Annotated in this window: 20 protein-coding genes; 8 read left to right on the top strand and 12 right to left on the bottom strand. The window is 75.5% G+C overall.

Features of this window, described 5'->3' with window-relative positions; genetic code table 11:
- The first annotated feature begins 144 nt into the window (after positions 1 to 144).
- The 3 genes from IG88_RS0105090 to IG88_RS0105080 all read left to right on the top strand — a co-directional run bounded on the left by IG88_RS0105090 (position 145) and on the right by IG88_RS0105080 (position 3,062).
- Positions 145 to 1,608: a catalase gene (locus IG88_RS0105090; protein ID WP_031035441.1), complete on the top strand. Its 1,464-nt coding sequence runs from the start codon at positions 145 to 147 to the stop codon at positions 1,606 to 1,608.
- 442 nt (positions 1,609 to 2,050) lie between these two features.
- Positions 2,051 to 2,347, top strand: coding sequence for a hypothetical protein (locus tag IG88_RS42340; protein WP_051851760.1), 297 nt, complete (start codon positions 2,051 to 2,053; stop codon positions 2,345 to 2,347).
- Between the two features lie 67 nt (positions 2,348 to 2,414).
- Positions 2,415 to 3,062, top strand: coding sequence for a TIGR04222 domain-containing membrane protein (locus tag IG88_RS0105080; protein ID WP_031035437.1), 648 nt, complete (start codon positions 2,415 to 2,417; stop codon positions 3,060 to 3,062).
- An 87-nt stretch (positions 3,063 to 3,149) separates the two neighbouring features.
- Here IG88_RS0105080 and gcl read toward each other — a convergent pair whose 3' ends face one another.
- Complete coding sequence (gene gcl, locus IG88_RS0105075; protein WP_031035434.1) at positions 3,150 to 4,934, bottom strand: glyoxylate carboligase; 1,785 nt, start codon at positions 4,932 to 4,934, stop codon at positions 3,150 to 3,152.
- A 155-nt stretch (positions 4,935 to 5,089) separates the two neighbouring features.
- Between gcl and IG88_RS0105070 the strand changes: the two genes are divergently transcribed.
- A complete protein-coding gene (locus IG88_RS0105070; RefSeq protein WP_031035432.1) occupies positions 5,090 to 5,767 on the top strand; it encodes a hypothetical protein in 678 nt (225 codons plus the stop codon).
- 33 nt (positions 5,768 to 5,800) lie between these two features.
- Here IG88_RS0105070 and lbuL read toward each other — a convergent pair whose 3' ends face one another.
- Positions 5,801 to 7,420, bottom strand: coding sequence for a linear/branched/unsaturated fatty acid:CoA ligase LbuL (lbuL, locus tag IG88_RS0105065; RefSeq protein ID WP_031035430.1), 1,620 nt, complete (start codon positions 7,418 to 7,420; stop codon positions 5,801 to 5,803).
- Positions 7,417 to 9,093, bottom strand: coding sequence for an isobutyrate:CoA ligase IbuL (ibuL, locus tag IG88_RS0105060; protein ID WP_031035428.1), 1,677 nt, complete (start codon positions 9,091 to 9,093; stop codon positions 7,417 to 7,419). Before ibuL ends, lbuL begins: the two co-directional genes overlap by 4 nt.
- 124 nt (positions 9,094 to 9,217) lie before the next feature.
- On the opposite strand from ibuL, the gene IG88_RS0105055 reads away from it, so the two are divergent.
- The 3 genes from IG88_RS0105055 to IG88_RS0105045 all read left to right on the top strand — a co-directional run bounded on the left by IG88_RS0105055 (position 9,218) and on the right by IG88_RS0105045 (position 14,398).
- Positions 9,218 to 10,072, top strand: coding sequence for a helix-turn-helix transcriptional regulator (locus IG88_RS0105055; protein ID WP_031035426.1), 855 nt, complete (start codon positions 9,218 to 9,220; stop codon positions 10,070 to 10,072).
- Between the two features lie 97 nt (positions 10,073 to 10,169).
- Positions 10,170 to 13,001: an ATP-binding protein gene (locus IG88_RS0105050; protein WP_031035424.1), complete on the top strand. Its 2,832-nt coding sequence runs from the start codon at positions 10,170 to 10,172 to the stop codon at positions 12,999 to 13,001.
- A 461-nt stretch (positions 13,002 to 13,462) separates the two neighbouring features.
- Entirely contained in the window at positions 13,463 to 14,398 is a 936-nt protein-coding gene (locus IG88_RS0105045; RefSeq protein WP_037835345.1) for a polysaccharide pyruvyl transferase family protein, read from the top strand.
- Positions 14,399 to 14,411: 13 nt separating this feature from the next.
- Here IG88_RS0105045 and IG88_RS0105040 read toward each other — a convergent pair whose 3' ends face one another.
- Entirely contained in the window at positions 14,412 to 15,101 is a 690-nt protein-coding gene (locus tag IG88_RS0105040) for a nitroreductase (protein WP_031035420.1), read from the bottom strand.
- 105 nt (positions 15,102 to 15,206) lie between these two features.
- On the opposite strand from IG88_RS0105040, the gene IG88_RS0105035 reads away from it, so the two are divergent.
- Positions 15,207 to 15,812 (top strand): TetR/AcrR family transcriptional regulator, encoded by a 606-nt coding sequence (locus tag IG88_RS0105035; RefSeq protein ID WP_031035419.1) that lies wholly within the window; start codon positions 15,207 to 15,209, stop codon positions 15,810 to 15,812.
- Here IG88_RS0105035 and IG88_RS0105030 read toward each other — a convergent pair.
- The 8 genes from IG88_RS0105030 to IG88_RS0104995 form a co-directional block, all read right to left on the bottom strand.
- On the bottom strand, positions 15,800 to 16,696 hold the full coding sequence (locus IG88_RS0105030) for a glycosyltransferase family 2 protein (protein WP_031035411.1): 897 nt from the start codon (positions 16,694 to 16,696) through the stop codon (positions 15,800 to 15,802). The genes IG88_RS0105035 and IG88_RS0105030 overlap by 13 nt on opposite strands.
- The gene (locus tag IG88_RS0105025; RefSeq protein WP_031035408.1) at positions 16,693 to 17,622 is read right to left on the bottom strand and encodes a glycosyltransferase family 2 protein; all 930 of its coding nucleotides are present in this window, start codon (positions 17,620 to 17,622) and stop codon (positions 16,693 to 16,695) included. Before IG88_RS0105025 ends, IG88_RS0105030 begins: the two co-directional genes overlap by 4 nt.
- Entirely contained in the window at positions 17,619 to 18,638 is a 1,020-nt protein-coding gene (locus IG88_RS0105020) for a glycosyltransferase family 9 protein (RefSeq protein WP_051851759.1), read from the bottom strand. Before IG88_RS0105020 ends, IG88_RS0105025 begins: the two co-directional genes overlap by 4 nt.
- Before the next feature lie 224 nt (positions 18,639 to 18,862).
- Positions 18,863 to 20,245, bottom strand: a complete 1,383-nt coding sequence (gene rfaE2 / locus IG88_RS0105015) for a D-glycero-beta-D-manno-heptose 1-phosphate adenylyltransferase (protein ID WP_031035404.1) — start codon at positions 20,243 to 20,245, stop codon at positions 18,863 to 18,865.
- Between the two features lie 8 nt (positions 20,246 to 20,253).
- Complete coding sequence (locus IG88_RS0105010) at positions 20,254 to 20,886, bottom strand: D-sedoheptulose-7-phosphate isomerase (RefSeq protein WP_031035402.1); 633 nt, start codon at positions 20,884 to 20,886, stop codon at positions 20,254 to 20,256.
- Positions 20,883 to 22,103: a glycosyltransferase gene (locus IG88_RS0105005; RefSeq protein ID WP_031035399.1), complete on the bottom strand. Its 1,221-nt coding sequence runs from the start codon at positions 22,101 to 22,103 to the stop codon at positions 20,883 to 20,885. The genes IG88_RS0105010 and IG88_RS0105005 overlap by 4 nt, the downstream gene beginning before the upstream one ends.
- Positions 22,100 to 23,050 carry a glycosyltransferase gene (locus tag IG88_RS0105000; protein ID WP_031035397.1) on the bottom strand — a complete coding sequence of 317 codons (951 nt, stop codon included), beginning with the start codon at positions 23,048 to 23,050 and terminating at the stop codon, positions 22,100 to 22,102. Before IG88_RS0105000 ends, IG88_RS0105005 begins: the two co-directional genes overlap by 4 nt.
- The gene (locus IG88_RS0104995) at positions 23,047 to 24,036 is read right to left on the bottom strand and encodes a glycosyltransferase family 9 protein (RefSeq protein WP_031035395.1); all 990 of its coding nucleotides are present in this window, start codon (positions 24,034 to 24,036) and stop codon (positions 23,047 to 23,049) included. Before IG88_RS0104995 ends, IG88_RS0105000 begins: the two co-directional genes overlap by 4 nt.
- Positions 24,037 to 24,504: the final 468 nt, after the last annotated feature.

Genomic DNA, 24,504 nt, shown 5'->3' with positions numbered 1-24,504 from the left:
GGAAGGTCCTCGCAGGGATCCTCGATCCGGCTGCAACAAACTGTTGACGTGCCCCCGTCTCAAACCTAAGCTCCACGAAGCGGAAACTGGTTTCCACAATGTGTTCCGCTGAACCCTCGTCTGCAAGGCCACGGAAGGTCCACGATGTCGCAGCGCGTGCTCACCACCGAGTCCGGCGCCCCGGTCGCCGACAACCAGAACTCCGCTTCCGCCGGCATCGGCGGCCCCCTCCTGATCCAGGACCAGCACCTCATCGAGAAGCTCGCCCGCTTCAACCGCGAGCGCATCCCGGAGCGCGTCGTGCACGCCCGCGGCTCCGGCGCCTACGGCCACTTCGAGGTGACCGACGACGTCAGCGGCTTCACCCACGCCGACTTCCTGAGCACGGTCGGCAGGCGCACCGAGGTCTTCCTGCGCTTCTCCACCGTGGCCGACTCGCTCGGCGGCGCCGACGCGGTCCGCGACCCACGCGGCTTCGCGGTGAAGTTCTACACCGAGGAGGGCAACTACGACCTCGTCGGCAACAACACCCCGGTGTTCTTCATCAAGGACCCGATCAAGTTCCCCGACTTCATCCACTCGCAGAAGCGCGACCCGTTCACGGGCCGTCAGGAGCCGGACAACGTCTTCGACTTCTGGGCCCACTCCCCCGAGGCCACGCACCAGGTCACCTGGCTGATGGGCGACCGCGGCATCCCGGCCTCGTACCGCCACATGGACGGCTTCGGCTCGCACACCTACCAGTGGACGAACGCCAAGGGCGAGTCCTTCTTCGTCAAGTACCACTTCAAGACCGACCAGGGCATCCGCTGCCTGACCGCCGAGGAGGCCGCCAGGCTCGCGGGGCAGGACCCGACCTCGCACCAGACGGACCTGGTACAGGCGATCGAGCGGGGCGTGTACCCGTCCTGGACGCTGCACGTGCAGCTCATGCCGGTGGCCGAGGCGGCGAACTACCGCTTCAACCCGTTCGACGTGACCAAGGTGTGGCCGCACGCCGACTACCCGCTCCGGCGCGTGGGCCGGCTGGTCCTCGACCGCAACCCGGACAACGTCTTCGCGGAGGTCGAGCAGGCCGCGTTCTCCCCGAACAACTTCGTCCCGGGCATCGGCCCCTCCCCCGACAAGATGCTCCAGGGCCGCCTGTTCGCCTACGCGGACGCGCACCGCTACCGCCTGGGCGTCAACCACACCCAGCTCGCGGTGAACGCCCCGAAGGCCGTGCCCGGCGGCGCCGCCAACTACGGCCGCGACGGCCTGATGGCGTCCAACCCGCAGGGCCGCCGCGCCAAGAACTACGAGCCGAACTCCTACGACGGCCCGGCCGAGACCGGCCGCCCGCTGGCGGCCCCGCTGCCGGTGTCCGGCCACACCGGCACCCACGAGGCGCCCCTGCACACCAAGGACGACCACTTCGTGCAGGCGGGTGCGCTGTACCGGCTGATGAGCGAGGACGAGAAGCAGCGCCTGGTCGCGAACCTCGCCGGCGGCCTGTCCCAGGTCTCCCGCAACGACGTGATCGAGAAGAACCTCGCGCACTTCCACGCCGCCGACCCCGACTACGGCAAGCGCGTGGAGGAAGCGGTCCGCGCCCTGCGCGAGGACTGACCCACCGGCTCGCGCGCGGAACCCGGCGGGGAGGCCGGGGCCGTGCGCGCGGCCCGCGCAGGCACCGAAGCGGCCCGGATGAGGGGTGACCGCCAGGTGCCGGCGCGGGCAGGGCGAGGACCGCGGCGGCCAGCGAGCCAGTGCGGTGGTGAAGGGCGGGAACGTTCCTCCTACGACCTGAGGGGAGGAGCCGTTCCGGCCCGTCGCACCGCCGCGGTCCCAGCCACCCCGCCTCTCGTGACCGAGAGGCCCGCACACTCCGTCCGGCGGCGCGAACGACCTGTCGCGCCCAGCCTCGCGCCGCCGGACGGGTTCCACGTACGGACACCCTCACCCCAGAACCCTCACCGGCTGAGAAGCGCCGGATGCGGACGGTCCCGCATCCGGCGCTTCTCGGCGTTCACCGGGTGCGGATTCCCCTCCCGCGCAGCAGCCTGGAGGCATGGCAACGGCACACTCACCCCGGCAACCGCACATCGTCGTCCACTCCCCCGCCCTGGACGGGTCCCGCCGGGTCACCTCCGGCGAGGAGACCCTGGGCGTCGCCTCGCACATCGACGACGTCGCCGAACTGCTGCGCCTGGCCGACCTGTACGTGACCGACGTGGAGGACACCGACCTGGTCGAGTGGCAGGGCGGCGGCCCGGAGGACTGGCCGGGGCTGCACGAGCACCACGGGCACCAGGGGTACGGCGGGCAGCACCAGCGCGACGAGCACGACGAGCACCGCGGCGGCTGACCGGGCGTAGGAGTCCCCCGCAGCGGGCACAACCCGGGCACGGCACGGGACGCACGGGGGTGGGGTCGTGGACGGTGGCACGGAGATCGGGTGGGAACCGCACCAGATCGCGCTGCTGGGCGGCGGGCCGCCGGCCGCCGTCACGGTGGCGCTGGTGGCCCTGCACCTGCTGGGTGCCGTGGAGACCGGCCCGCGCGGGACGCTGTGCGCGGCGGGACCGGAGCCTGAGGGGCTGGAGCCCTTCGAGGGGGCGGTGCTGGACTGTCTGCACGAGCCGCGGACCGCGCGCGAGCTGGTCCGGCACCCGGACGTGCGCCTCGCCGTGGCCCTGACGCGGATTCCGCTGGCCGAGGGCGGGCTGCTGGGCCACCCCTGGCTGAAACCGACCCGGAGCGCCCGCCGCAGCGTGGAGTTCTGGCGGCAGCGGCACCCGCTGCCGCCGGTCAGGCACGGGCTGACCGACGACGACACGCTGCTCGCGGTCGCCCTGCACGGCGACGCCGCGCTGATGCTGCTGCTGCCGCGCTTCGCGCTGCGGACCGGGCTGGCGGCCCCGGGCGCACCGGGCGGCGGGGTGCGCTTCTCGCTGGGCCGCGGCAGGTTCCTGAGGTGGCGCGACGAGTACGAGGACTCGGTCACGGGCGACTGGGGCGGAACGGGCCACGGGGACCACGCGGGCGGCGGCTGCGGCTCGGGCGGCGGCGGGTCCGACTGAGCGCGGGGGCACGCCCTCCGCGTACACGGGAGAGCGGCCCGTCCCCCGGGGGAACGGGCCGCTCTCGGTGCGCCGCGGGCCGGCGGGTCAGACCTTCAGCGGCTTGATCGCGGTCGGGGCGTGGCCCGGCTCGGTCGCGATCTCCTCGAACTCCACGACGTTGCCGATGTCGTTGGTGCCCGACATGGAGATGTTGGTGACGCGCTCCAGGATCGCCTCGACGACGACCGGCACCCGGTGCTCGGCGGCCAGCTTCTTGGCCTGCTCCAGGGCCGTGCCCAGCTCGTTCGGGTCGGTCACCCGGATCGCCTTGCAGCCCAGGCCCTCGGCGACCTTGACGTGGTCGACGCCGTAGACGCCCAGCTCGGGGGAGTTGATGTTCTCGAACTCCAGGTTGACCTGGAAGTCGATGTCGAACGCCCGCTGCGCCTGGCGGATCAGGCCCAGGTAGGAGTTGTTCACCAGGACGTGCACGTAGGGGATCTTGTGCTGGGCGCCGACGGCCAGCTCCTCCAGCATGAACTGGAAGTCGTAGTCGCCGGAGAGCGCCACGACCTGGGCGTCCGGGTCGGCCTTGGCGACGCCGAGCGCGGCCGGGACGGTCCAGCCGAGCGGGCCGGCCTGGCCGCAGTTGATCCAGTGCCGCGGGCGGTAGACGTGCAGCATCTGGGCGCCGGCGATCTGGGAGAGGCCGATCGTGGAGACGTACCGGGTCTCCGGGCCGAAGGCCTTGTTCATCTCCTCGTAGACGCGCTGCGGCTTGATCGGGATGTCGTCGAAGTGCGTACGGCGCTGGAGGGTGGCCTTGCGCTCCTGCGCGGAGGCGGCCCACGCGGAGCGGTCGGGCAGCTTCCCGGCCGCCTTCAGCTCCTTGGCCACCTCGACGAACAGCTCCAGGGCGGCCTTGGCGTCGGAGGCGATGCCGTAGTCCGGGGCGAAGATCTTGCCGATCTGGGTGGGCTCGACGTCGACGTGGACGAACTTCCGGCCGGCCGTGTAGACGTCCAGCTTGCCGGTGTGGCGGTTGGCCCAGCGGTTGCCGATGCCGAGGACGAAGTCGGACTCCAGGAAGGTCGCGTTGCCGTAGCGGTGCGAGGTCTGCAGGCCGACCATGCCGGCGTTCAGCTCGTGGTCGTCGGGGACGATGCCCCAGCCCATCAGGGTCGGCACGACCGGGGTGCCGGTCAGTTCGGCGAACTCCACGAGCAGGTCGGCCGCGTCGGCGTTGATGACGCCGCCGCCGGCCACGATCAGCGGGCGCTCGGAGGCGTTGAGCAGGCCGATCGCCTTCTCGATCTGGGCGCGGGTGGCGGCGGGACGGTAGACCGGGAGCGGCTCGTAGGTCTCCGGGTCGAACTCGATCTCGGTCGTCTGGACGTCGATCGGCAGGTCGATGAGGACCGGGCCCGGGCGGCCGGAGCGCATCAGGTGGAACGCCTGCTGGAAGACGCCGGGGACCTGCGCGGCCTCCAGGACGGTGACGGCCATCTTGGTCACCGGCTTGGCGATGGAGGCGATGTCGACGGCCTGGAAGTCCTCCTTGTGGATCACCGCGGTCGGCGCCTGGCCGGTGATGCACAGGATCGGGATCGAGTCGCCGGTCGCCGAGTACAGGCCGGTGATCATGTCGGTCCCGGCCGGGCCCGAAGTGCCGATGCAGACACCGATGTTGCCCGGGTGGGTGCGGGTGTAGCCCTCGGCCATGTGCGAGGCACCCTCGACGTGGCGGGCGAGGGTGTGCTGGACACCGCCGGACGCCTTGAGCGCCGCGTAGAAGGGGTTGATCGCCGCGCCCGGCACACCGAACGCGTCGGTGACGCCCTCGCGCTTGAGAATCTCAACTGCCGCTCGGGCAGCGGTCATACGAGCCATCGAGTACTCCTGCTCCGGCTGTCGGATTCGCACTCCCGTCGCGCCCCGCGGTGAGCTTCTTCCGTAGCAACTTCCGTATAGCGAAATTTGTTTTCTACGATCTGGAAGTAATGTAAGTGGGCAGCCCGGGGCCGTCAAGAGAGGAGGATGGGGACATGTCCGGGACCATCTCGGTGTGCTGCACCGCCTGCGGGCGCCGGCACCGCTACACGGCACCGTCGTACCCCTGCGCGTGCGGGGCGCCCGTCGCCCCGGAGCTGGACCCGCGCGCCCGTGCGACCGCGGTCGCCCACCGCGTGTGGGACGAGGAGTGGATCGGGGTGCGCTGCGCGGCCTGCGGTGCCGTGAGCCGGTGGCCGCGGCCGGAACTGGGCTGCCCCTGCGGGACGGTGCTGTGCGTGCCGGTGGACCCGGCGGCGACGGGCCGGGCCGGGCGCACCCCCGGCTCACGGGTCCCGGCCCACCGGACCGTGCCCGTCCGCACCGCCCGGGACGCGGTCACCGCGGCCGTGCTCTACCTGCGCGGGCTGGGCCACCGGGACGTGCGCCGCGCCGACCAGCGGCCCCTGTCCGGCATCGGGCTCGCCGCGCCCGGCATCGTCGTCCAGGTGGACCCGACGGTGGGCGCGGCCTCGGTGCGGGACGTGGAGTGCCTGTGGCTGACGGCCATGGCGGAGTCGGCGCTCGGCCTGTACTTCTCGCTCGCCGGGTACACCGAGGACGCCCGCGCCCGCGCCGACCTGCTGGACCTGCCGCTCTTCGTGCTCGACCCGACGGGGGTGTCGCACCCGGTCAACGCGCCGGCCGCGGCGCTGGACGCCACGGCCGGCTGAGTCGTCGTCGTACCGGGTGCCGCGTGCCGGGCACTACGGGTGGGCGTACCGCTCCCGCAGTTCCACCTTGCGCACCTTGCCCGAGACGGTCATCGGGAAGGAGTCGAGGAGCTGGAGGCGGCTGGGCACCTTGTAGTGGGCGAGCTGCCCCTCGCAGTACGCCCGCAGCTCCTCCAGCGTGAGCGGGTCGGCGGCGTCGCGCGGGACGACGCAGGCCAGCACCTCCTCGCCGTAGCGCTCGTGCGGTACGCCGACGACCTGGACGTCCGCGATCTTCGGGTGCCCGTACAGGAACTCCTCGACCTCGCGCGGGTAGATGTTCTCGCCGCCCCGGATGATCATGTCCTTGATGCGGCCGACGATCTCCACGTACCCGTCCTCGCGCATCACCGCGAGGTCGCCGGTGCGCATCCAGCGGCCCGCGTCGACGGCCTCGGCGGTCTTCTCGGGCTCCTCCCAGTAGCCGAGCATCACGCTGTAGCCGCGGGTGCGCAGTTCGCCCGCCCCGCCGCGCGGGAGGGTCACGCCGGTGACCGGGTCGACGACCTTGACCTCGATGTGGGGCAGGACGCGGCCGACGGTGCCGGTGCGGTGTTCGAGGTCGTCGTCCATGCGGGTCTGCAGGGAGACCGGGGAGGTCTCGGTCATGCCGTAGCAGATGGAGACCTGCTCCATGTGCATCTCGGCGACCACGCGCTTCATCACCTCCACCGGGCAGGGTGAGCCCGCCATGATGCCGGTGCGCAGGGAGGTGAGGTCGTAGGAGGCGAAGTCGGGCAGGTTCAGCTCGGCTATGAACATCGTGGGGACGCCGTACAGGGACGTGCACCGCTCCCGCCGCACCGCCTCCAGCGTGGCCGCCGGTTCGAAGGAGGGGGCCGGGATGACGATGCAGGCGCCGTGCGAGGTGGCGCCCAGGTTGCCCATCACCATGCCGAAGCAGTGGTAGAAGGGCACCGGCAGACAGACCCGGTCCTGCTCCGTGTAGCCGACCGTGCGGCCCACCCAGTAGCCGTTGTTGAGGATGTTGTGGTGGGAGAGGGTGGCGCCCTTGGGGAAGCCCGTGGTGCCGGAGGTGTACTGGATGTTGACCGGGTCGTCGCAGCTCAGCTCGGCGGCGAGCGCGTCGACCCGCTCCTGCGGCACCGCGGCGGCGCCCGCGGTGAACGCGTCCCAGGACGGGTCCCCGATGTAGACGGCCTCGCGCAGCGCCGGGCACCGGCCGCGGACCTGCTCGACGATGGCCCGGTAGTCGCTGCTCTTGTGGGCGAGGGAGGCGACCAGCAGGGTGATGCCGGACTGCCGCAGGACGTACTCCAACTCGTGCGCCCGGTAGGCCGGGTTGACGTTCACCATGATGACGCCGACACGGGCGGTGGCGTACTGGACGAGGACCCACTCGGGGCAGTTGACCGCCCAGATCCCGACCCGGTCGCCCTTGGTGACGCCCTGGGCGAGCAGGGCCCGCGCCACCTCGTCGACGGCCGCGCCGAACTCGGCGTAGGTCCAGCGCCGTCCGGACGGCACGTCGACGAGGGCCTCGCGGTCCGGGTGGGCGGCGACGGCGCGGTGGAGGTTGGCGCCGATGGTGTCGCCGAGGAGCGGGGTGGTGCTGGTGCCGTGGGCGTAGGAGAGTCGCTGCGGCTCGGTCACCGGAAGTCCTCCTCGCGGTACTCGGCGGTGGAACCGGCCGCGGTGGCCTCGCGCAGCTCGATGCGGCGGATCTTCCCGGAGACGGTCTTGGGCAGCTCGCCGAACTCCAGGCGGCGCAGCCGCTTGTAGGGGGCGAGGGTCCGGCGGGAGTGCTCGAAGAGGACCTTGGCGGTGTCGGGTCCCGGCTCCCAGCCCGCGGCCAGCACGATGTACGCCTTCGGCACCGCGAGGCGCAGTTCGTCCGGGGCGGGCACGACCGCGGCCTCGGCGACCGCCTCGTGCTCCAGCAGGGCGCTCTCCAGCTCGAAGGGGCTGATCTTGTAGTCGGACGCCTTGAACACGTCGTCGGCCCGGCCGACGTAGGTGAGGTAGCCGTCCTCGTCGCGGGCGCCGATGTCGCCGGTGCGGTAGTAGCCGCCCGCCATGGCCTCGGCGGTGCGGTCGGGGTCGCCGTGGTAGCCGGTCATCAGGCCGACGGGGCGGTCCGACAGGTCCAGGGCGATCTCGCCCTCGGCGGCGCCGGGCGCGCCGGTGACGGGGTCGAGCAGCTCGACGCGGTAGCCGGGGCTGGGGCGGCCCATCGAGCCGGTCTTCAGCACCTGACCGGGGCTGTTGGAGACCTGCACGGCGGTCTCGGTCTGCCCGAAGCCGTCCCGGATCGTCCGTCCCCACAGACGGCGGACCCGCTCGATCACCTCGGGGTTGAGCGGCTCACCGGCGGCCACGACCTCGCGCGGCGGGGTGGCGAGCCGGGTGAGGTCGGCCTGGATGAGCATGCGCCACACGGTCGGCGGGGCGCAGAAGGTGGTCACCCCGGCCCGGTCCATCTCCGCCATCAGGCGGCCCGCGTCGAAGCGCGTGTAGTTGAACAGGAAGACGGTCGCCTCGGCGTTCCACGGCGCGAACAGGTTCGACCAGGCGTGCTTGGCCCAGCCGGGCGAGGAGATGTTCAGGTGCACGTCGCCGGGCTTCAGCCCGATCCAGTACATGGTCGCCAGGTGCCCGACGGGATAGGACACGTGGGTGTGCTCGACCAGCTTGGGGCGGGCGGTGGTGCCGGAGGTGAAGTACAGCATCAGCGGGTCGTCGGCGGCGGTGGGTCCGTCCGGGGCGAACGCGTCGGAGGCCGTGTACACGTCCTCGTAGGCACGCCAGCCGTCCGCCGGAGTGCCGCCGCCCACGGCGATGCGCGTGTAGCCGCCGGGCACCTCGTCGAACTTGCCGGTGTCCTCGGCGCGCGCGACGACGTGCTTCACCCGGCCGCGGTCCACGCGGTCGCGCAGGTCGGCGGGGCCGAGCAGCGTGGTCGCCGGGATGACGACCGCGCGCAGCTTCATCGCGGCCAGCGCGGTCTCCCACAGCTCCACCTGGTTGCCGAGCATCACCAGGATGCGGTCCTCGGCTCCGACCCCCCACTCCCGCAGGCGGTTGGCGACCCGGTGGGAGCGGGCGGACATCTCGGCGAAGGAGACCCGGACCTCGCGGCCGTCCTCCTCGACGATGTGCAGGGCGGTGCGGTCGTTGCCGTCGGCGATGACGTCGAACCAGTCCAGCGCCCAGTTGAAGTGATCGGGACGGGGCCACCGGAACCCCTCGTAGGCGGCGGTGTAGTCCTCGCGGTGTTCCAGCAGGAAGTCCCGTGCGCTGCGGAACTGCTCCGTGGCCGTCGTCATCTGTCCTCCTCGGTGCCGGACCTTGCCGGGCGGCTCCGTGCCATCGTCTAATCCGTGATGTGGGTCTCACTACCCCCGAACGGGGGTGTGCGTCCCGGCACGGTCGCGAAGGAGGGCGGGACGAGTGGCGGTGGACGCGGCGGAGGCAGCGCAGATCCGCAGCGCGCTGGTGCGGCTGCGGCGTACGACCGGGCTGCCCGTGGCCTTCGGCGGTCTGGTCGAGGCGGGGCGGCGCCAGGTGCGCATCAGCGAGCTGAGCGGCACGGCCACGGGCGCGCTCAGCGCGCTGGCGGTGACGTCCGGCAACGGGCTGGGCGGACGGGCGGTGGCGCTGTCGCGGCCGTGCGCCGTGACGGACTACTCCGTCTCGCGTCAGATCAGCCACGAGTACGACCTGCCCGTCGCCGCCGAGGGCCTGCGCTCGGTGCTCGCGGTGCCCGTGGTCGTACGGCGCCGGGTGCGCGGCGTGCTGTACGGCGCCCTGCGCACGGCCCAGCCGCTGGGCGACCGCACGCTGGGCGCGGCCGTCGCGGCGGCGCGGGACGCGGAGCAGGCGCTGGTGCTGCGGGACGAGGCGGACGAGCTGCTGGCGGCGGCCACGCCCCCGTCGGCGCCGGCGTCCGCGCCCGGGGCCGGATCGTCGGGCGGGGCGGCCTGGGAGCAGGTGCGGGAGGCGCACGCGGCGCTGCGGGCGCTGGCGCCGCGGATCGCGGACCCGGCGCTGCGGGACGAGCTGCTGCGCGCGTGCGGCCTGCTGGCGGCCGGGGACGGGCCCGCCCCGGGGCCGAGGCTGGCGCCGCGCGAGGTGGACGTGCTGGCCTGCGTGGCCGCGGGCGCGACGAACGGGGCGGTGGCCGAGCGGCTCGGGGTGGGCCCGGAGACCGTCAAGAGCTATCTGCGCTCGGCGATGCGCAAGCTGGGCGCCCGCACCCGCACGGAGGCCGTCGCCGCCGCCCGCCGGACGGGGTGGCTGCCGTAGGCCCGGGCCGAGGGCGGGCCCCCGTCGTCCCTCCGTGAGGCGCTGCCCCGGTGCCTAATATTGGCCCGAACACGACACACGGAGGGGAGCGGTCACCGTGCCACGGGACTTCGCGGAGGCTGCCGGTTGCCGCTCCGACCTGGTGATCGGGCGGGAGGAGTCGTTCGGCGCGGCGCGCGAGCAGCTCTCCCGGGGCGGCAGCGTGCTGCTGCACGGTCCGGCGGGCATCGGGAAGTCGACGGTCCTGCGCACCCTGGCCGCGGAGTACGCCCGCTCCGCGCACACCGTGCTGCGCTGCTCGGCCACCGAGTCCGAGTCGCACCTGCCCTTCCTGGCCCTCGCCGACCTCCTCGGCCTGGTCCTCGACGACGTCGCGCACGCCCTGCCCGCCGCGCAGCGCACGGCGCTGGAGTCGGCGCTCACCGGCCGCGGCGAGTCCACCCTGCAACGGGACGGGCTCGCGCTGCGGCTGGCGGTGCTGTCCGCGCTGCGCGCCCTGGCCGACGCGGGGCCCGTGCTCGTGGTCGCCGACGACCTGCAGTGGCTGGACCCGGCCAGCGCGGAACTCCTCGGCTTCGCCGCCCGCCGCCTGGGCGACACGCCGGTACGGCTGCTGTGCGCGGTGCGCACCGAGGGGCCGGAGACACGCGACGCGGCGTACGACCGCCATCTGCGCGCCGCTCCCCCGGACACCCGCGCGGTACGGCTGGGGCCGCTGACCCGCGCCCAGGTGTCGACGCTGCTGGACGAACGCGGCTACACGGGCCTGCACCGTTCCACCGTCCGGGACATCCACCGCACCAGCGGCGGCAACCCGCTGTTCGCCCTGGAGCTGGGCCGGGCCCTGGCCGAGAGCCCCGCCGCGCCGCGACCGGGCGAGCCGCTGCCGGTGCCGACCTCGCTGCGCGCCCTGGTCCTGTCCCGCCTGGAGATGCTGTCCGACGAGGCACGCCGCACCCTCCTGGTGGCCAGCGCGGGCGCCCGCCCCACCCCGGCGCTGCTGCACGCGGCCGGGCGGGAGAACGCCGAGGCGGAGACCGCGCAGGCGGCTGCGCTGGGACTGCTGGCGCCCGACCCGGAGGGCCCGGCCGTACGGTTCGCGCACCCGCTGATCTCGGCGGCGCTGTACGCCGAGGCCCCGGCGCCCGAGCGGCGGGCCGCGCACGCGGCGCTGTCCACGGCCGCCTCCGACCCGATCGAACGCGCCCGGCACCTGGCGCTGGCCACCACCGGCACCGACCCGCGGGTGGCGGCGCGGCTGGCGGAGGCGGCCGCGCTGGCCCGGGACCGCGGGGCGCCGTCGGTGGCCGCCTCGCTGGGGCTGCTGGCCGCCCGCCGCACCCCGGCGGAGGGCACCCCGGGGCCGGACGAGCGCCGGCTCACGGCCGCCGAGGACGCCATCACCGCCGGGGAGCCGGACCTCGCCCGGGACGTGGCCCGCGAGGTGCTGACCCGGGCCACGGCGCCCGGCGAGCGGGTGCGGGCGTGGATGGTGGTGATCGAGGCGGCCGGGCAGGCGATCGGCGAGGTGGACGCCGTCTTCCCGCAGGCGCTGGCCGACGCGGGCGACGACCCGAGGCTGCTCGCGCTGGTCCACTACCAACTGGCCTGGCGCTCCCTGGTGGTGCAGGGCGACTTCGCCCAGGGCCGGGAGGACGCCGCGCACGCGGCCCGGCTGGCGGCGCGGGGCGGGGACCGCCGCACCGAACTGCTGGCGCTCGCCTTCCAGGCCCAGTCGGAGACGCTGATGGGCCACCCGGACGCCGCGGCGACCATCCGGCGGGCGCTGGAGGAGCCGCAGGACGCGCGGGTGGCGTGCCACCACAACGGGGCGGGCTCCGCCCGGTTCCGGTGGCTGGTGATGAGCGACCGGCTGGCCGAGGCACGGACCGCGGTCACCGCGCTGCTGCGGGAGGTGCGCCGGCGCGGGATGGCCGAGAGCGAGGTCCACTACCTGCGGTTCCTCGCGGAGACCGAACTGCACTCGGGCCACTGCGGCCGGGCCCTCGAACTGTCCCGGGAGAGCCTGACCCTGGCGCGCGACGCGGGCATCGGGGAGGGCGCGGGCGTGATGCAGGGCGCGCTCGCCGAGGCCGCGGGCGGCGACCCGGAGCGGGCGCTGGAGCTGGCGCGGGAGGCGGTGCGGCGCACGGAGGAGGACGGCGACGCCGTGTACCTGTCGCGGGCGCTGGCCGCGCTCGGTCACGCGCACCTGGTGACGGGCGACGCGGCGGCGGCCGTAGGGGCGCTGCGCCGGGTGCGGGAGCTGGAGGCGGGGGCGGGGATCACGGACCCGGCGCGCGGGCGGTGGCAGGGCGACCTCGCGGAGGCGCTGGTGCGCACCGGGCATCCGGCCGAGGCGATGGACGTCATCGAGGTCGCCCGGGCGCACGCGCTGCGGCTGGGGCGCCGGAGCGTGCTCGCCGTCCTCGACCGCGCGGAGGCCCTGGTGCGGGCGGCGCGGGGCGAGCACCGGGCGGCGGTGGCGCGGCTGACGTCGGCGCGGGAACGACTGGCCGCGCTGGGGTTCGGGCTGGAGGAGGCGCGGGCGGTGTTCGCGCTGGCCGAGCTGCACGCCGAACGGCCGGGGCGGACGCCGGAGGCGGCGTCGTACGACGAGGCGGCGCGGCTGTTCCGGCGGTGCCGGGCGCTGCCCTGGCTGCGACGGGTGGAGGCGGCCGTCGCGGCACGGACGGCGGGGCCGGGTCCGGTGGCGGCGGCCGAGCCGGACCGGCTGGCGGGGCTCGCCGCGATGGAACGCCAGGTGGCCGCGCTCGTCATGGAGGGGTCGACCAACCGGGAGGCCGCCGCGCGGCTGTTCGTCAGCGTCAAGACCGTCGAGGCGACGCTGACCCGGATCTACCGCAAGCTCGGGATCCGGTCCCGGGTGGACCTCATACGGCTGGCGGCGGGCGCGCACGGCGACTGAGCACGGTGGGGTTTACGGCCGCGGGACCGAGGGTTTTCCCTGTCCGCGGCCCCTTAGGGGGTTCCCTCATTGGGCCGTCGGAGCGCCGGTTCTAGCGTGAACACGTGCCGCAGGCCCGGGCATACGGGGATCTGTCCCGAGACCCCCGTCCCACCCCCCACCCCGGGCCCCCACCGGTGACCGTCCGAGGAGTCTCATGTCCGGGCCCACCCGTTCCGGACCGACCGCCGCCCCGGCTTTCGCCCGCGGCACGGACACCTGCCGGGGCGAGTGCGGCGGACCCCCGCGTGCCGGGGGTGCCCCGGCAGGTCCGCCGGTGTCCTGAGTACCCCTCAGGGGCAAGACCGGGGGGCGTTGCGGGCCTCCACGAGCGGCCCGCAGCGCCCCCTTTCCACGTCCGTCTCCAAAGGCCCTCCCGCCCCGGTGGTTGCCGGGGCACCGACGGGGCACCCGGGGGCACTGTGGACGAACGGGACCGCGGCAGAACCCTGGTGACCGGCTGGTTCAGCTTCCTGCACGGGGAGGCGACGGCCGGGGACGTGCTGGCGCTGGCGCGGGTGGAGGAGGTGCTGCGGGACGCGGACCTCGCCCACGACGTGGTGTGGAGTCCCGGTTTCCGTGCCGACGGCGTCCACTTCGCGGACGTGGACCCGGCGGCGTACTCCCGGCTGGTGTTCGTGTGCGGGCCGGTGCACGGTCCGCAGGTGGAGGAGTTGCACCGGGTCTTCGCGCACTGCGTGCGCGTCGCCGTGGGCGTCTCCGTGGTCGACCCCCGCTCCCCCGCCGTCACCGGCTTCCACCGGGTGCTGGCCCGCGACGCCGCCGGGGCCGCGCCGGGACTCGACCTGGCGGCCCGCGCCCCCGCGCTGCCGGGCGTACCGGTGGTCGGGGTGGTGCTCACCCACGGGCAGCACGAGTACGCGGGGCGGCGACGGCACGAGGAGGCCGCCGCGGTGCTGACGCGCTGGCTGGGCGGCCTGGACTGCGCCCGGCTGGAGCTGGAGACCCGGCTCGACGCGCACGACTGGCGGCTGTGCGGCACACCGGCCCAGTTCGAGGCCGTGCTGTCCCGGCTCGACCTGGTCGTCACCGACCGGCTGCACGGGCTGGTGCTCGCGCTGCGGGCCGGCGTTCCGGTGCTGGCGGTGGACCCGGTGGAGGGCGGGGCGAAGGTGACGGCGCAGGCCGTCGCCTGCGGCTGGCCCGCGGTGGTGGGCGCCGGGCGGCTGGACGCGGCGCTGCGCGAGGGCGTGCTGGAGCACTGGTGGCGCTGGTGCCTGACCGACGGCCGGGCGGAGGCGGCGCGCACCGGCGCCCGGTTCCGGGCGGACGACGCGGTCACGGACGCGGCCGACGCCCTGGTCGCGGCACTGAATCCCGCCGGCCGGCCCGCATGACGCCGCCCACCGGCTAGGCGTGGAAGGCCGTCGTCGCCTCGAACGGAGCTCGCTCGGTCCTCACCCGGTTCACCGGTGCGGCCTCGTCGGCGTACCCGAAGGAGATGCCGACGAGCAGCTTGCCCCCGGTGACGCCGAGTTCGGTGCGGACGGTGTCGGCGTAGAAGCTCAGCAGTCCCTGCGGGCAACTGTCGACGCCGTACGCGGTCATCGCCAGGAGCAGCGTCTGCATGTAGGCGCCGACGTCGGCGGCCAGCCGGGCTTCCCCGTCGCCGTCGACGAAGAGGAACGCCGCGTGCGGCGCGCCGTAGAAGTCCAGGCTCTCCGCGTCGTAGGCCGCGCGGGCCGGGTGATCGTCGGGGCCGATGCCCAGCGCCCCGTACAGCTCGGCGCCGAACGCCGCACGACGGGACTGGTGCACCGGCGCGTACATCTCCTCGGAGTACGGGAAGTCCACCGAGGTGCGCCCTTCGGCGTGGGCGCTTCGCAGGGCGTCGGCCAGGCGCCGGCGTGCCGCACCGCTCACCACCTCCACCTGCCACGGTTGTGCGTTGGAGTTGGACGGCGCGGCGCCGGCCAGCGAGAAGATCCTGCGCATCGTGTCCTCGGGAACGGGTTCGGGACGGAAGGCGCGGGACGCGTGACGGCCGCGTATCAGCTTCTCCGCGCTGCCGCTCAGCTCGGTGGGCAGGAAGGTGCTCATGGGACTCCTCGGTGACGGAGGCTTCAAGTAAACGGGTCCGTTTACTTGCGGAGCCACCTTAGCGCGACGCGGCCGACGAAGTAAACGAGTGCGTATACTTACTTCATGAACACGACCGCGAGTACGACGGCCACGGCGTCCCGGCGGCCCGGGCGCGGCGGGCGGGAGCGCATTCTGGCCGCCGCCGCCCGGCTGTTCGCGGCCCAGGGAATCGGCGCGACCGGCATGGAACAGGTCGCCGAGGAGGCGCCGGTGTCCAAGCGGACGCTCTACGCGCACTTCCGCACCAAGAACGACCTGGTCATCGCCCACCTGCGGGGTCTCGCGCAGTCGGGGGCGACCCTGGAAAGCGTCCTGACCCGTCAGGACGTCCCTCCGCGTGAGCGGATCCGCCGGTTGTTCGACCAGCCGGCGACCGACGCGGCCCCGGTGCGCGGGTGTCCGTTCATCGACGCCGCCGCGGAGTTCCCCGACCCGCAGAGCGCGGTGCACTCCTACGCCCGGGAGCAGAAGCTGCGCATGGTGCACCTGATCGTCGCGGTGCTGACGGAGCTGGGCTGCCGCGACCCCCTGCCGCTCGCCGAGCAACTGGCCACCCTCGCGGACGGGGCGGCCAGCCGTGCCATGGTGCTGGACGACGCGGACTACGGCCGCCACGCACGGGCGGCGGCGGAGGTACTCCTCGATCAGGCGCTGCGTCAGCCGGTGTAGCTGCGGGCCGTCGAGTCGCGCTGGGCGGGCTCCAGCGACCGCAGCCGGGCCTCCACCTCGGGCGGCAGCACCCGGCGTTCGCGCAGCACCCACGGCAGGGCGGCCGTCGCCTCGGCGAAGGCGCGCAGGGACGCGGCGTCGCGGGGGACGGTGCGGGCCAGGTGCAGGGTGCGGCGCAGGGCGGGGCCGAGCGGGCGGCGCAGCCAGGTGAACCACAGGGTGTTGCGGATGCCCTGCGCCCGGCGCACCGTCGAGTCCCGTACCCGGGAAGGATGGTGATGGATCGTCAGGTGGTCGGCGTAGGTCAGCCACCAGCCGTCGGCGGCCAGGTCGGCGGCGAGCAGCTCCTCCTCGCCGCCCAGCCACAGCCGGGGATGGAAGCCGCCCGCGGCGCGGAAGGCGCCGGTGCGCAGGACGGTCGCGGCGGCCAGGAAGGAGCCGAGCGCCGGTCCGGGGAGCCAGTCCGGGCGGGGGACGGGCGAGTCGCGCAGTTCCCCGACGATCGGGTCCTCGGTGCCGTCCGGTTCGACCAGGATGCGGGCGGTGACGGAGCCGACCGCCGGGTACCGGTCGAGCAGGTCGGCGGCCCCGGACAGGGAGCCGGGCGCCCACCAGGAGTCGTCGTCGCAGAAGGCGACGTAGGGGGTGCTCACCTGACGGACGGCCAGGTTGCGGCCGACGGCGCCGAGGTTGCGCCCGGGGCGCAGCAGCCGCACGCCGGGGTGGTGGCGGGCGACGGCTTCGGCGGTGCCGTCGGTGGAGCCGTTGTCGGTGACGATCACCTCCGGTTCCTCGGGGAGTCCGGCGAGCCGGTCCAGGGTGCGCAGGAGTTCGGGGCACCGGTTGTGGGTGATGACGACGACGGTGGTCCGGGTGTCCGTCACGAGGCCGCTCCGTCGAGGAGGCGGGCGGCCCGCTCCACGTGCGGGGGCAGCGGCCTGCGGGCGCGCAGGGCGGCGGGCAGGCGGGTGAGGGTCTCGCGCAGGGCTTGCCGGGCGTGCGGGTCGCGGCGGGCGTCGGCGGCGAGGGCGCGGGTGCGGGCCAGCGCGTGCGGGAGGGGGCGGCGCAGCCAGGCGGTGAGGAGTTCGTTGCGGCGTACGATGGCGGGGCGGCCGGTGCGGGGGCGCGGGTCGGGGTGGTGGTGGGCGACCACGTCGGGGCAGTGCGTGACGCCCCAGCCGCGGGCGGCGAGGTCGTAGGCGAGGAGGGTCTCCTCGGCGCCGAAGAAGAGCAGCGGGTGGTAGCCGCCGGCGTCGAGGTAGGACGTGCGGCGGGCGACGGCCGCGCAGCCGAGGAAGCCGAGGACCTGGGTGCCGGGCAGGTCGGTGGCCGTGCCCAGCGGGGAGCGGGCGAGCAGGTCGTTGAGGGGGTCGGCGGCGTCGGCGGGCCCGACGAGGGTGCGGGCGGAGAGCAGGCCGAGCCGCGGGTGCGCGTCGAAGTGCCGGGCGGCGGCGGTCAGGGATCCGGGGGCCCACCAGGAGTCGTCGTCGCTGAACGCGACGTAGGGGGTGTCCAGGGCGCGGACCCCGTGGGTGCGGGCGAGGGCGCCGCGGTTGACGGGCAGGGCGAGGACGCGGACCCGGGGGAAGTCGCGGGCCAGCATGGCGCGGGTGCCGTCGGTGGAGGCGTTGTCGACGACGAGGACCTCGGGCCGTTCGGGCAGGGCGAGCAGGTTCCGCACGGTGACGGCGAGGCTCGCGCGGCGGTTGCGGGTGGCGATGACGATGCCGACGGGGGCGGGGCGCGTGGTGTCCCGGTGGGAGCGTTCGCGGGTGGTCGCCGGACCGTGGTGCTGCGCGGCGTGGTTCATGGTGCCTCTTCCGGGGCGTCGTCGGGTGCGTCCAGCGCGTGCAGGGCCGCGAGGACGGCGTCGGGGGTGATCCGCAGCAGCGCGGGGTCGGTCTCGCGGCCGTGCGGGTCGCCGTCGGGGCCCGGGTGCCACAGGGCGCGGTGCCGGGGGTGGGGCGGTGGGCCCCAGCGGCTGGGCGGGACCGGGCCGAAGAGGGTGACGGTGGGCGTGGCGTGGGCGACGGCGAGGTGGGCGATGCCGGTGTCGCCGCTGACGACGGCGTGGGCACCGGCGACGAGGGCGGAGAGCCGGTCGTGGGGCAGACCGCCGCCGAACACGTCCGTGTCGGGCAGGCCGGCGAGCTTGGCCAGCCTGGCCACCAGGTCCGCCTCGTCCGCTCCCCCGGTGACCACGACCCGCCGCCCGCGGGCGCGCAGCGCCTCGGCGACGGCCGCGTACCGTTCCACGGGCCAGCAGCGGGAGGGGGCGCCGGCGCCGGGGTGCAGGACGACGGCGCCGGGGGCGGGGGACGGCGTGTGCGGGCGCGGCAGCAGGAGGTCGGCGGGGTCGGCGTCGATGCCGTAGGCGCGCAGCAGCCGGCACCACCGGTCGCGCTCGTGCTCCTCGGCGTACCAGGGCGGGCCCTCCACCTCGGGCGTCCCGGGGTGTGCGAACGCCAGCAGCCGCCGGGGGCGCAGACGGGCCAGGAGGCGGTGGCTGGGCGGACCGTTGCCGTGCAGGTCCACGGCGACGTCGGGGGGCGGTCCGGTCCAGTCCAGGGCACGCGGGACGGCCCGCCCGGGTGCGGCGGCGGGCAGGACCCGGTCCACGGCACCGGTCGCGGCGGCCACCGGGGCCAGCTCGACGGGGCAGGCCAGCACCAGCTCGTGCCCCGGATACGCCCGCCGCAACGCCCGCAGCGCGGGCACCCCGGCCAGCAGGTCGCCGAGCCCCAGGGCACGCAGCACCAGGACACGGGGCCTGCCCCCGCCGTCGTGCGGGGCGGGTTCCCGGCCCTGCGGCGCCGGGCGCGTCATCTCCACCGCCGGCGGATGCACGGGATCCCCGGCCACCGGCCCGCCGCCCGACCCCGGGGACGGAAAACCACCCAGGGACAACGCCGCACCCCCCTCCACCGGACCCCCCACGGACACCGCACCCGCGCCCCACGGCACCCGGGAGACCGGGCACCCGCCCCCCGTACGCGCGCGGTGTCCGCGGGGCGCGGGCGGCGTGGGGTGCGGGGTGCGGAGGCGGGGGCTCATCGTGCGCCTTCCGCCGCGCGGGCCAGGAGGGCGGTGGAGGAGCGGCCGTCGAGGTAGGGCAGGAGGACGGCCTGGCCGCCCCACTCCTGGAGGAGCGCGGCCTCGGGGAGGTCGGCGCCGGCGTAGTCGCCGCCCTTGACCCAGACGTCGGGGCGCAGGTCGCCGAGGAGGCGTTCGGGGGTGTCCTCGTCGAAGACGGCGACGGCGTCGACGCAGGCGAGGGCGCGCAGGACGCGGACGCGGTCGGCGAGGGGGTTGACGGGGCGCCCCCCGCCCTTGCGTCGCCGGACGGAGGCGTCGGAGTTGACGCAGACCACCAGGCAGTCGCCGAGCCGCCGGGCGGCCTGGAGGAGGCCGACGTGTCCGGCGTGCAGGAGGTCGAAGCAGCCGCCAGCGGCCACGACCGTGCCGTGTCCCGCGCGGACCCGGGCGGCCAGGGCAGCGGGGTCGTCGGTGGCGGGCGGCGAGGCGGGGGCCGGGCCGGAGTCGGCCGGGGGGACGGCGGCGGCGCCGCCCGCGGCGACGAAGGCCGTGGCGGCGCTCACGGCGCCCTCGACGGCCTCCCCCACCAGCGCGCCGTCGGCGAGCAGTCCGGCCGCGGTGGCCGCGAACCGGTCCCCGGCGCCGCAGGCGTCGCCGTGGTGGGCGGCGGGCGCCGGGACGAGCAGCGGGTGCTCGCCGTACGACAGGAGGGCGCCGCGCGGGCCGAGGGTCACCGTCACCGCGGCCACCCGCCAGTCCCGTACGAGAGCGGCGGCGGCGAGCGAGGCCGCGCGCAGGCCGCCGCCCGGGTGGTCCGGGGACGGCGCGAGGGCGTGGGCCTCCTTCTCGGCCGGCGTCACCAGCCGGGTGCCGGGGACCGGCGGCCCCCCGCGCGGGTGGGGGTCCCAGACCAGCGGCGGCCGTGCGGCGAGCACGTCGCGCAGGGCGTCCGCCGCGCCCCTGCCGTAGTCGGAGACCAGCACGGCCCGGGCGGCGCGCAGCGCGTCGCGGGCCTCGTCGGTGGCCTCGCGGACCCGGCCGCCGCCCCGGTCGAGGCGGACGACGGGACGGTCCTGGGCGAGGACACGGGTCTTCTCCGGCACCGTGCCGGTCAGCGGCAGGGGGACCAGGGTCAGCCACGGGTCGAGCAGTTCGCGCAGGGCGCGGCCGGCCGGGTCGTCACCGACGCCGGTGATGAGCGTGACCTCGCGGCCGTCGCGGGCGGCGAGGTACGCGGCGAGGGCCGCGCCGCCCGGGCGGATCCGCTCGGCGCACTCCGAGACGACCGGGACCGGCGCGTCCGGGGCGAGCCGGTCGGCGGAGCCGGTCAGGTCCCGGTCGAGCAGCGCGTCGCCGACCACGACCAGCGGGGTCCTCCTGTCAGCCTTGGCGGCCATGTCTCCCGTCACCTCCGCTTCCGCTGGGCCGCGCGCCCGGCACCGCGCGCGGTCCGTGCGCCGCGCGCCCCGCGCTCCAGGGCCGCGTCGAAGGCCGCGCAGATCATGTGGACGGCGACGAGGTGGATCTCCTGGACGGTGGCCGTGGCGGGCGCGTCGACGCACAGGGACTCGTCGCTGCCCGCCATGAGCGGGTTGGGGGCGCAGCCGGTGAGCGCCCACACCCGTACGCCGGCCGAGCGGGCGGCGTCGGCCGCGGAGAGCAGGTTGGCGCTGGCGCCGGAGGTGGACAGCAGCATCAGGACGTCGCCCCGGCGGCCGTGGGCGCGGACCTGGCGGGCGAACACCTCGTCGACGCCGTAGTCGTTGGCGATGGCGGTGGTGGAGGAGGTGTCGGCGTGCAGGGCGATCGCGGAGAACGGCGGGCGGTCGTCGCGGTAGCGGCCGACGAGTTCGGCGGTCAGGTGCTGGGCCTGGGCGGCGCTGCCGCCGTTGCCCGCGGCGAGCAGCCGGCCGCCGCCGCCCAGCACGGCCGCGAGCCGTTCGCCCCAGCGCTGGGTGACGTGCGCGGAGGCGCGGAACGCCGTGAGGGCCGCCTGGAGTTCGTCGCAGTGCCCGGTCACGGGCGGGTGCACGGTCATGACGCCACCTCCGTCGACAGCGCGTGTTCGGACCGGGTCAGGCGGTAGACCTGCTCCGCGCCGTCGGCGACGCGGGCCCAGGTGTAGTGGCGCAGGACGCGTTCGCGGCCGTTCCTGCCGTACTGGCGGCGCAGCCGCTCGTCGGCGAGGAGCGCACGGGCCGCCTCCGCGACGGCCTCCGGGTCCTGCGGGGCGACCAGGCGGCCGGTGACGCCGTCGGCGACGGAGTCGCGGTGGCCGCCGACGTCGGTGGCGAGGACGGGCACGCCGCACGCCATGGCCTCCAGCGGCACGATGCCGAACGGCTCGTACACCGGGGTGCACAGCACCAGGTCGGAGCTGCGGAGCAGGGCGGGCATGGCGTCCGGGTCGACCGCGCCGAGCAGCCGGACCCGGTCGGCGACGCCGGCACGGCGGGCGATGTCGGTCAGGCGCCGGGCCTCGGGTTCGGCCTCCACGGCGCCGGCGGGCGGGCCCCCGGCGATGAGGAGTTCGGCGCCGGGGACGCCGGCCAGGGCGCGGATCGCCAGGTCGTAGCCCTTGCGGGGGACGAGCCGTCCGCAGGCGAGCAGCCGGTGCGGCAGGCGCCGTTCGGGGGTGCGGCCGGTGTCGGCGGCGGGGTGAAAGTGCTCGGCGTCCACGCCGCAGGGCACCACGGAGACCTGGCGGGGCGGGACGCCCATGTCGCCGAGTTCGACGACCTCGTCGGTGCAGGTGGCCAGGACCCGTGCGCAGCCGCGGCCGAGCTGCCGTTCGATGCCGATGCGCTCGTAGGGGCTGGTGTCCCGCATGCCCTGGTGGCGGCGCTTGACGGTGCCGAGGGCGTGGAAGGTCTGGACGAGGGGGATGCCGTGCGGCCGTACGCCGATCTGCGAGGCCATGCCGGACATCCAGAAGTGGGCGTGCACGACGTCGGGCCGTTCGCGGGCCCAGGAGCGGGCCAGGTGGGCGCCGAAGGCGGGCATGTGCGGGAAGAGTTCGTCCTTGGGGATCTGCACGGGCGGTCCGGCCGGCACGTGCTCGACGACCGCGCCGCCGGGCAGGGGCACCCGGTCGGGCAGGTCCGCGGCGTCGCGGCGGGTGTAGACCGTGACGTCGTGGCCGCGCCCGGCCAGCTCCTCGGCGAGACGGGCCACGTAGACGTTCTGTCCGCCGGCGTCGACGCCGCCGAGCGCGGCCAGCGGGCTCGCGTGCTCGGAGACCATGGCGATCCTCATCGGGTCACCTCCTTGAGCAGCCGCTCCCAGTCGTCCAGGAAGCGGGACAGCCCGTAGTGGGCGAGGGCCGCCGCACGGGCCCCGTCGCCGACCATCCGCGCGTGCAGCGGGTCGGCGAGGAAGTCGCGTACGGCGTCGGTCAGTACGTCGATGCGGTTGGAGACCACTCCGGCGCCCGGGGGCACGGCCTCGGCGACCTCGGTGGTGGCGAGGGCGACCACGGGCATGCCCAGGTGCATGGCCTCCAGCAGGGACAGGCCCAGCGAGGTCCAGCGGACGGGGTGGACGTAGACGCGGCGGCGGGCCATCTCGGCGTGCAGGTCGCTCTGGGGGACGTCACGGGTGCGGCAGCGCTCGGGGGCGAGACCCAGGTGCTCGGCGAGGCCCTCGGTGCGCATGCCGAACACGTCGAGGGGGGCGGCGCGGGAGAAGACGGGGAGCAGGTCGGTGCCGGTCGTGCGCCCGCGCCGGACGGGTTCGTTGACGACGACGGCGGCGCGTTCCAGCTCGCCGGTCCAGCGGTGGCCGGGGTCGACGATGCCGTGCTCGACGACGGCCGTGTCCGCCGGACCCGCGTCCCACATCAGCCGGTTGAAGTGGGTGACGTGGACGAGGGTGACGCCGGGGATGTCCGCCGCCGGGTGGCGGGTGCGGGGCACGTCGCCGTCGGGGGCGTTGTGCTCCAGGTAGACCAGCGGGGGACGCCGGCCCAGCCACCGGTCCACGAGGGCGAGTTCGTGCGGGCGCTGGAGGATCACGAGGTCGATGTCCTCCTCGCGCAGCCGCTCGGGCGGTACCTCGACGACGGAGTCGGGCCAGTCCCAGGTGCGGGCGCGGCCGAGGCCGTCGGGTCCGCGGTCGGGGGTGACGGGGACGAGGTAGGTGTGCGGGCCCTGTACGAAGGCGGTGGTCCACGACCCGTGCACGTGCCAGATCAGGATCCTCATGTCTCCCCCATCAGCTTCTCGACGGCGGCGGCCACGTCGGTGGCGGTGACGGTGTTCAGGCAGGGGTGTCCGGCGACGGGGCAGTCCCGGGCCCTGCTCCCGGCGCAGGGCGCGTCCTGGTCGCCGAGCAGGACGCAGGGGACGCCGTAGGGCCGCCAGCGCTCGGCGGGTACGACGGGGGCGAACAGGGAGACGACGGGGGTGCCGACGGCCGCGGCGAGGTGGGCGGGTGCCGTGTTGCCGGTGACGACCGCGTCGGCGCCCGCGAGGACACCGGCCAGGGCGGGGGCGTCGGTGCGGCCGCCGAGGTCGGTGCCGTGCCGGCCGGCGACGTACGCGGTGAGGTCGCGTTCGTCGCCGCCGCCGGTGACCAGGACGCGGTGTCCGGCGGCGGCGAGTTCGCGTACGGCCTCGGCGGCGCGCTCGGGGCTCCAGGCGCGGGCGGGGACGCTGGCGCCGGGGTGCAGGACGACGTAGGGGCCGGGGCCGGTGAGGGCGTCGGCGGGCGGCGGCGTGTGCACGCGCAGCCGCCCGTCGTCGGGGCGGGGGAACCCGGCCGCCTCGGCGAGGTCGAGCGCGGCCTCGGCCTCGTGGGCGTGCGGGGCGCGCCGGTGGCGCAGGTCGAGGAGGGATCCGGGGTAGTCCACGCTGTCCCCGGCGATGTACCGGACGCCGGCCAGGCGCAGCACCAGGGCGGTGGGCAGCGGGGACTGGTGGAAGGAGGTGAGGATCAGCGCGGTGTCGGCGTCGACGCGTTCCACCAGCGCGTCGATGTCCTCGCGGCTGACGTCGGGCGGCGCGAACCCGCCCCAGGGCGCCTCCCACACCAGCACCTCGTCGACGCCGGGCAGCAGCCGGGCGGCGGGGGCGCCGCGCGGCCCGCACAGCATGGTCACGTGGTCGGCCCGGGCGGCGACGGCCCGTACGGCGGGACCGGCGAGCAGGACGTCGCCGAAGCTGTCGAGCCGGGTGACGAGCGCCCTCATGCCGGCCTCCCTCTCCTGTCGCCGCCGTCCCGAGTCCGCCCCGCCCCGGCGGGGGGCGGCCCGGGGCGCGCGGGCTCCGCCGCGTCGGTGTCCCCGCCCCGGTCCGGACCGCGGGCGTGCTCCTGGCCCCCGCCGGATGCGGCGAGCGTCCGCTCCCGACCACTGACGCCCCCGCCGGACCCGACCCAGTCCCCCTCACCCCCGGCACACCCGTCCGCACCGGCACCGGGAACCGCCGGACCGCCGGCGGCGCGGTCGCCCGCCCCGCGATTCCGGTCGAAGCCGTGCACCGAGTCCCGGACCACCCCCGGCCCCCCACCGGATGCGGCGCCCCGGCCACTGACGCCCCCTCCGGCCCCGGCCCCGCCGCCCTCGCCCACGGCCCACCCGCCGGCACCGGCACCGGGGACCGCCGGACCGCCCGCGGCGCGGTCGCCCGCCGCGAGGTCGGTGTCACGGTCGCGGCCG

The sequence above is a fragment of the Streptomyces sp. NRRL F-5650 genome, assembly GCF_000721365.1.
GTDB lineage: Bacteria > Actinomycetota > Actinomycetes > Streptomycetales > Streptomycetaceae > Streptomyces > Streptomyces ardesiacus.
The sequence above is the reverse complement of the archived record's forward strand: the minus strand, read 5'-3'. Positions and strand labels throughout refer to the sequence as shown.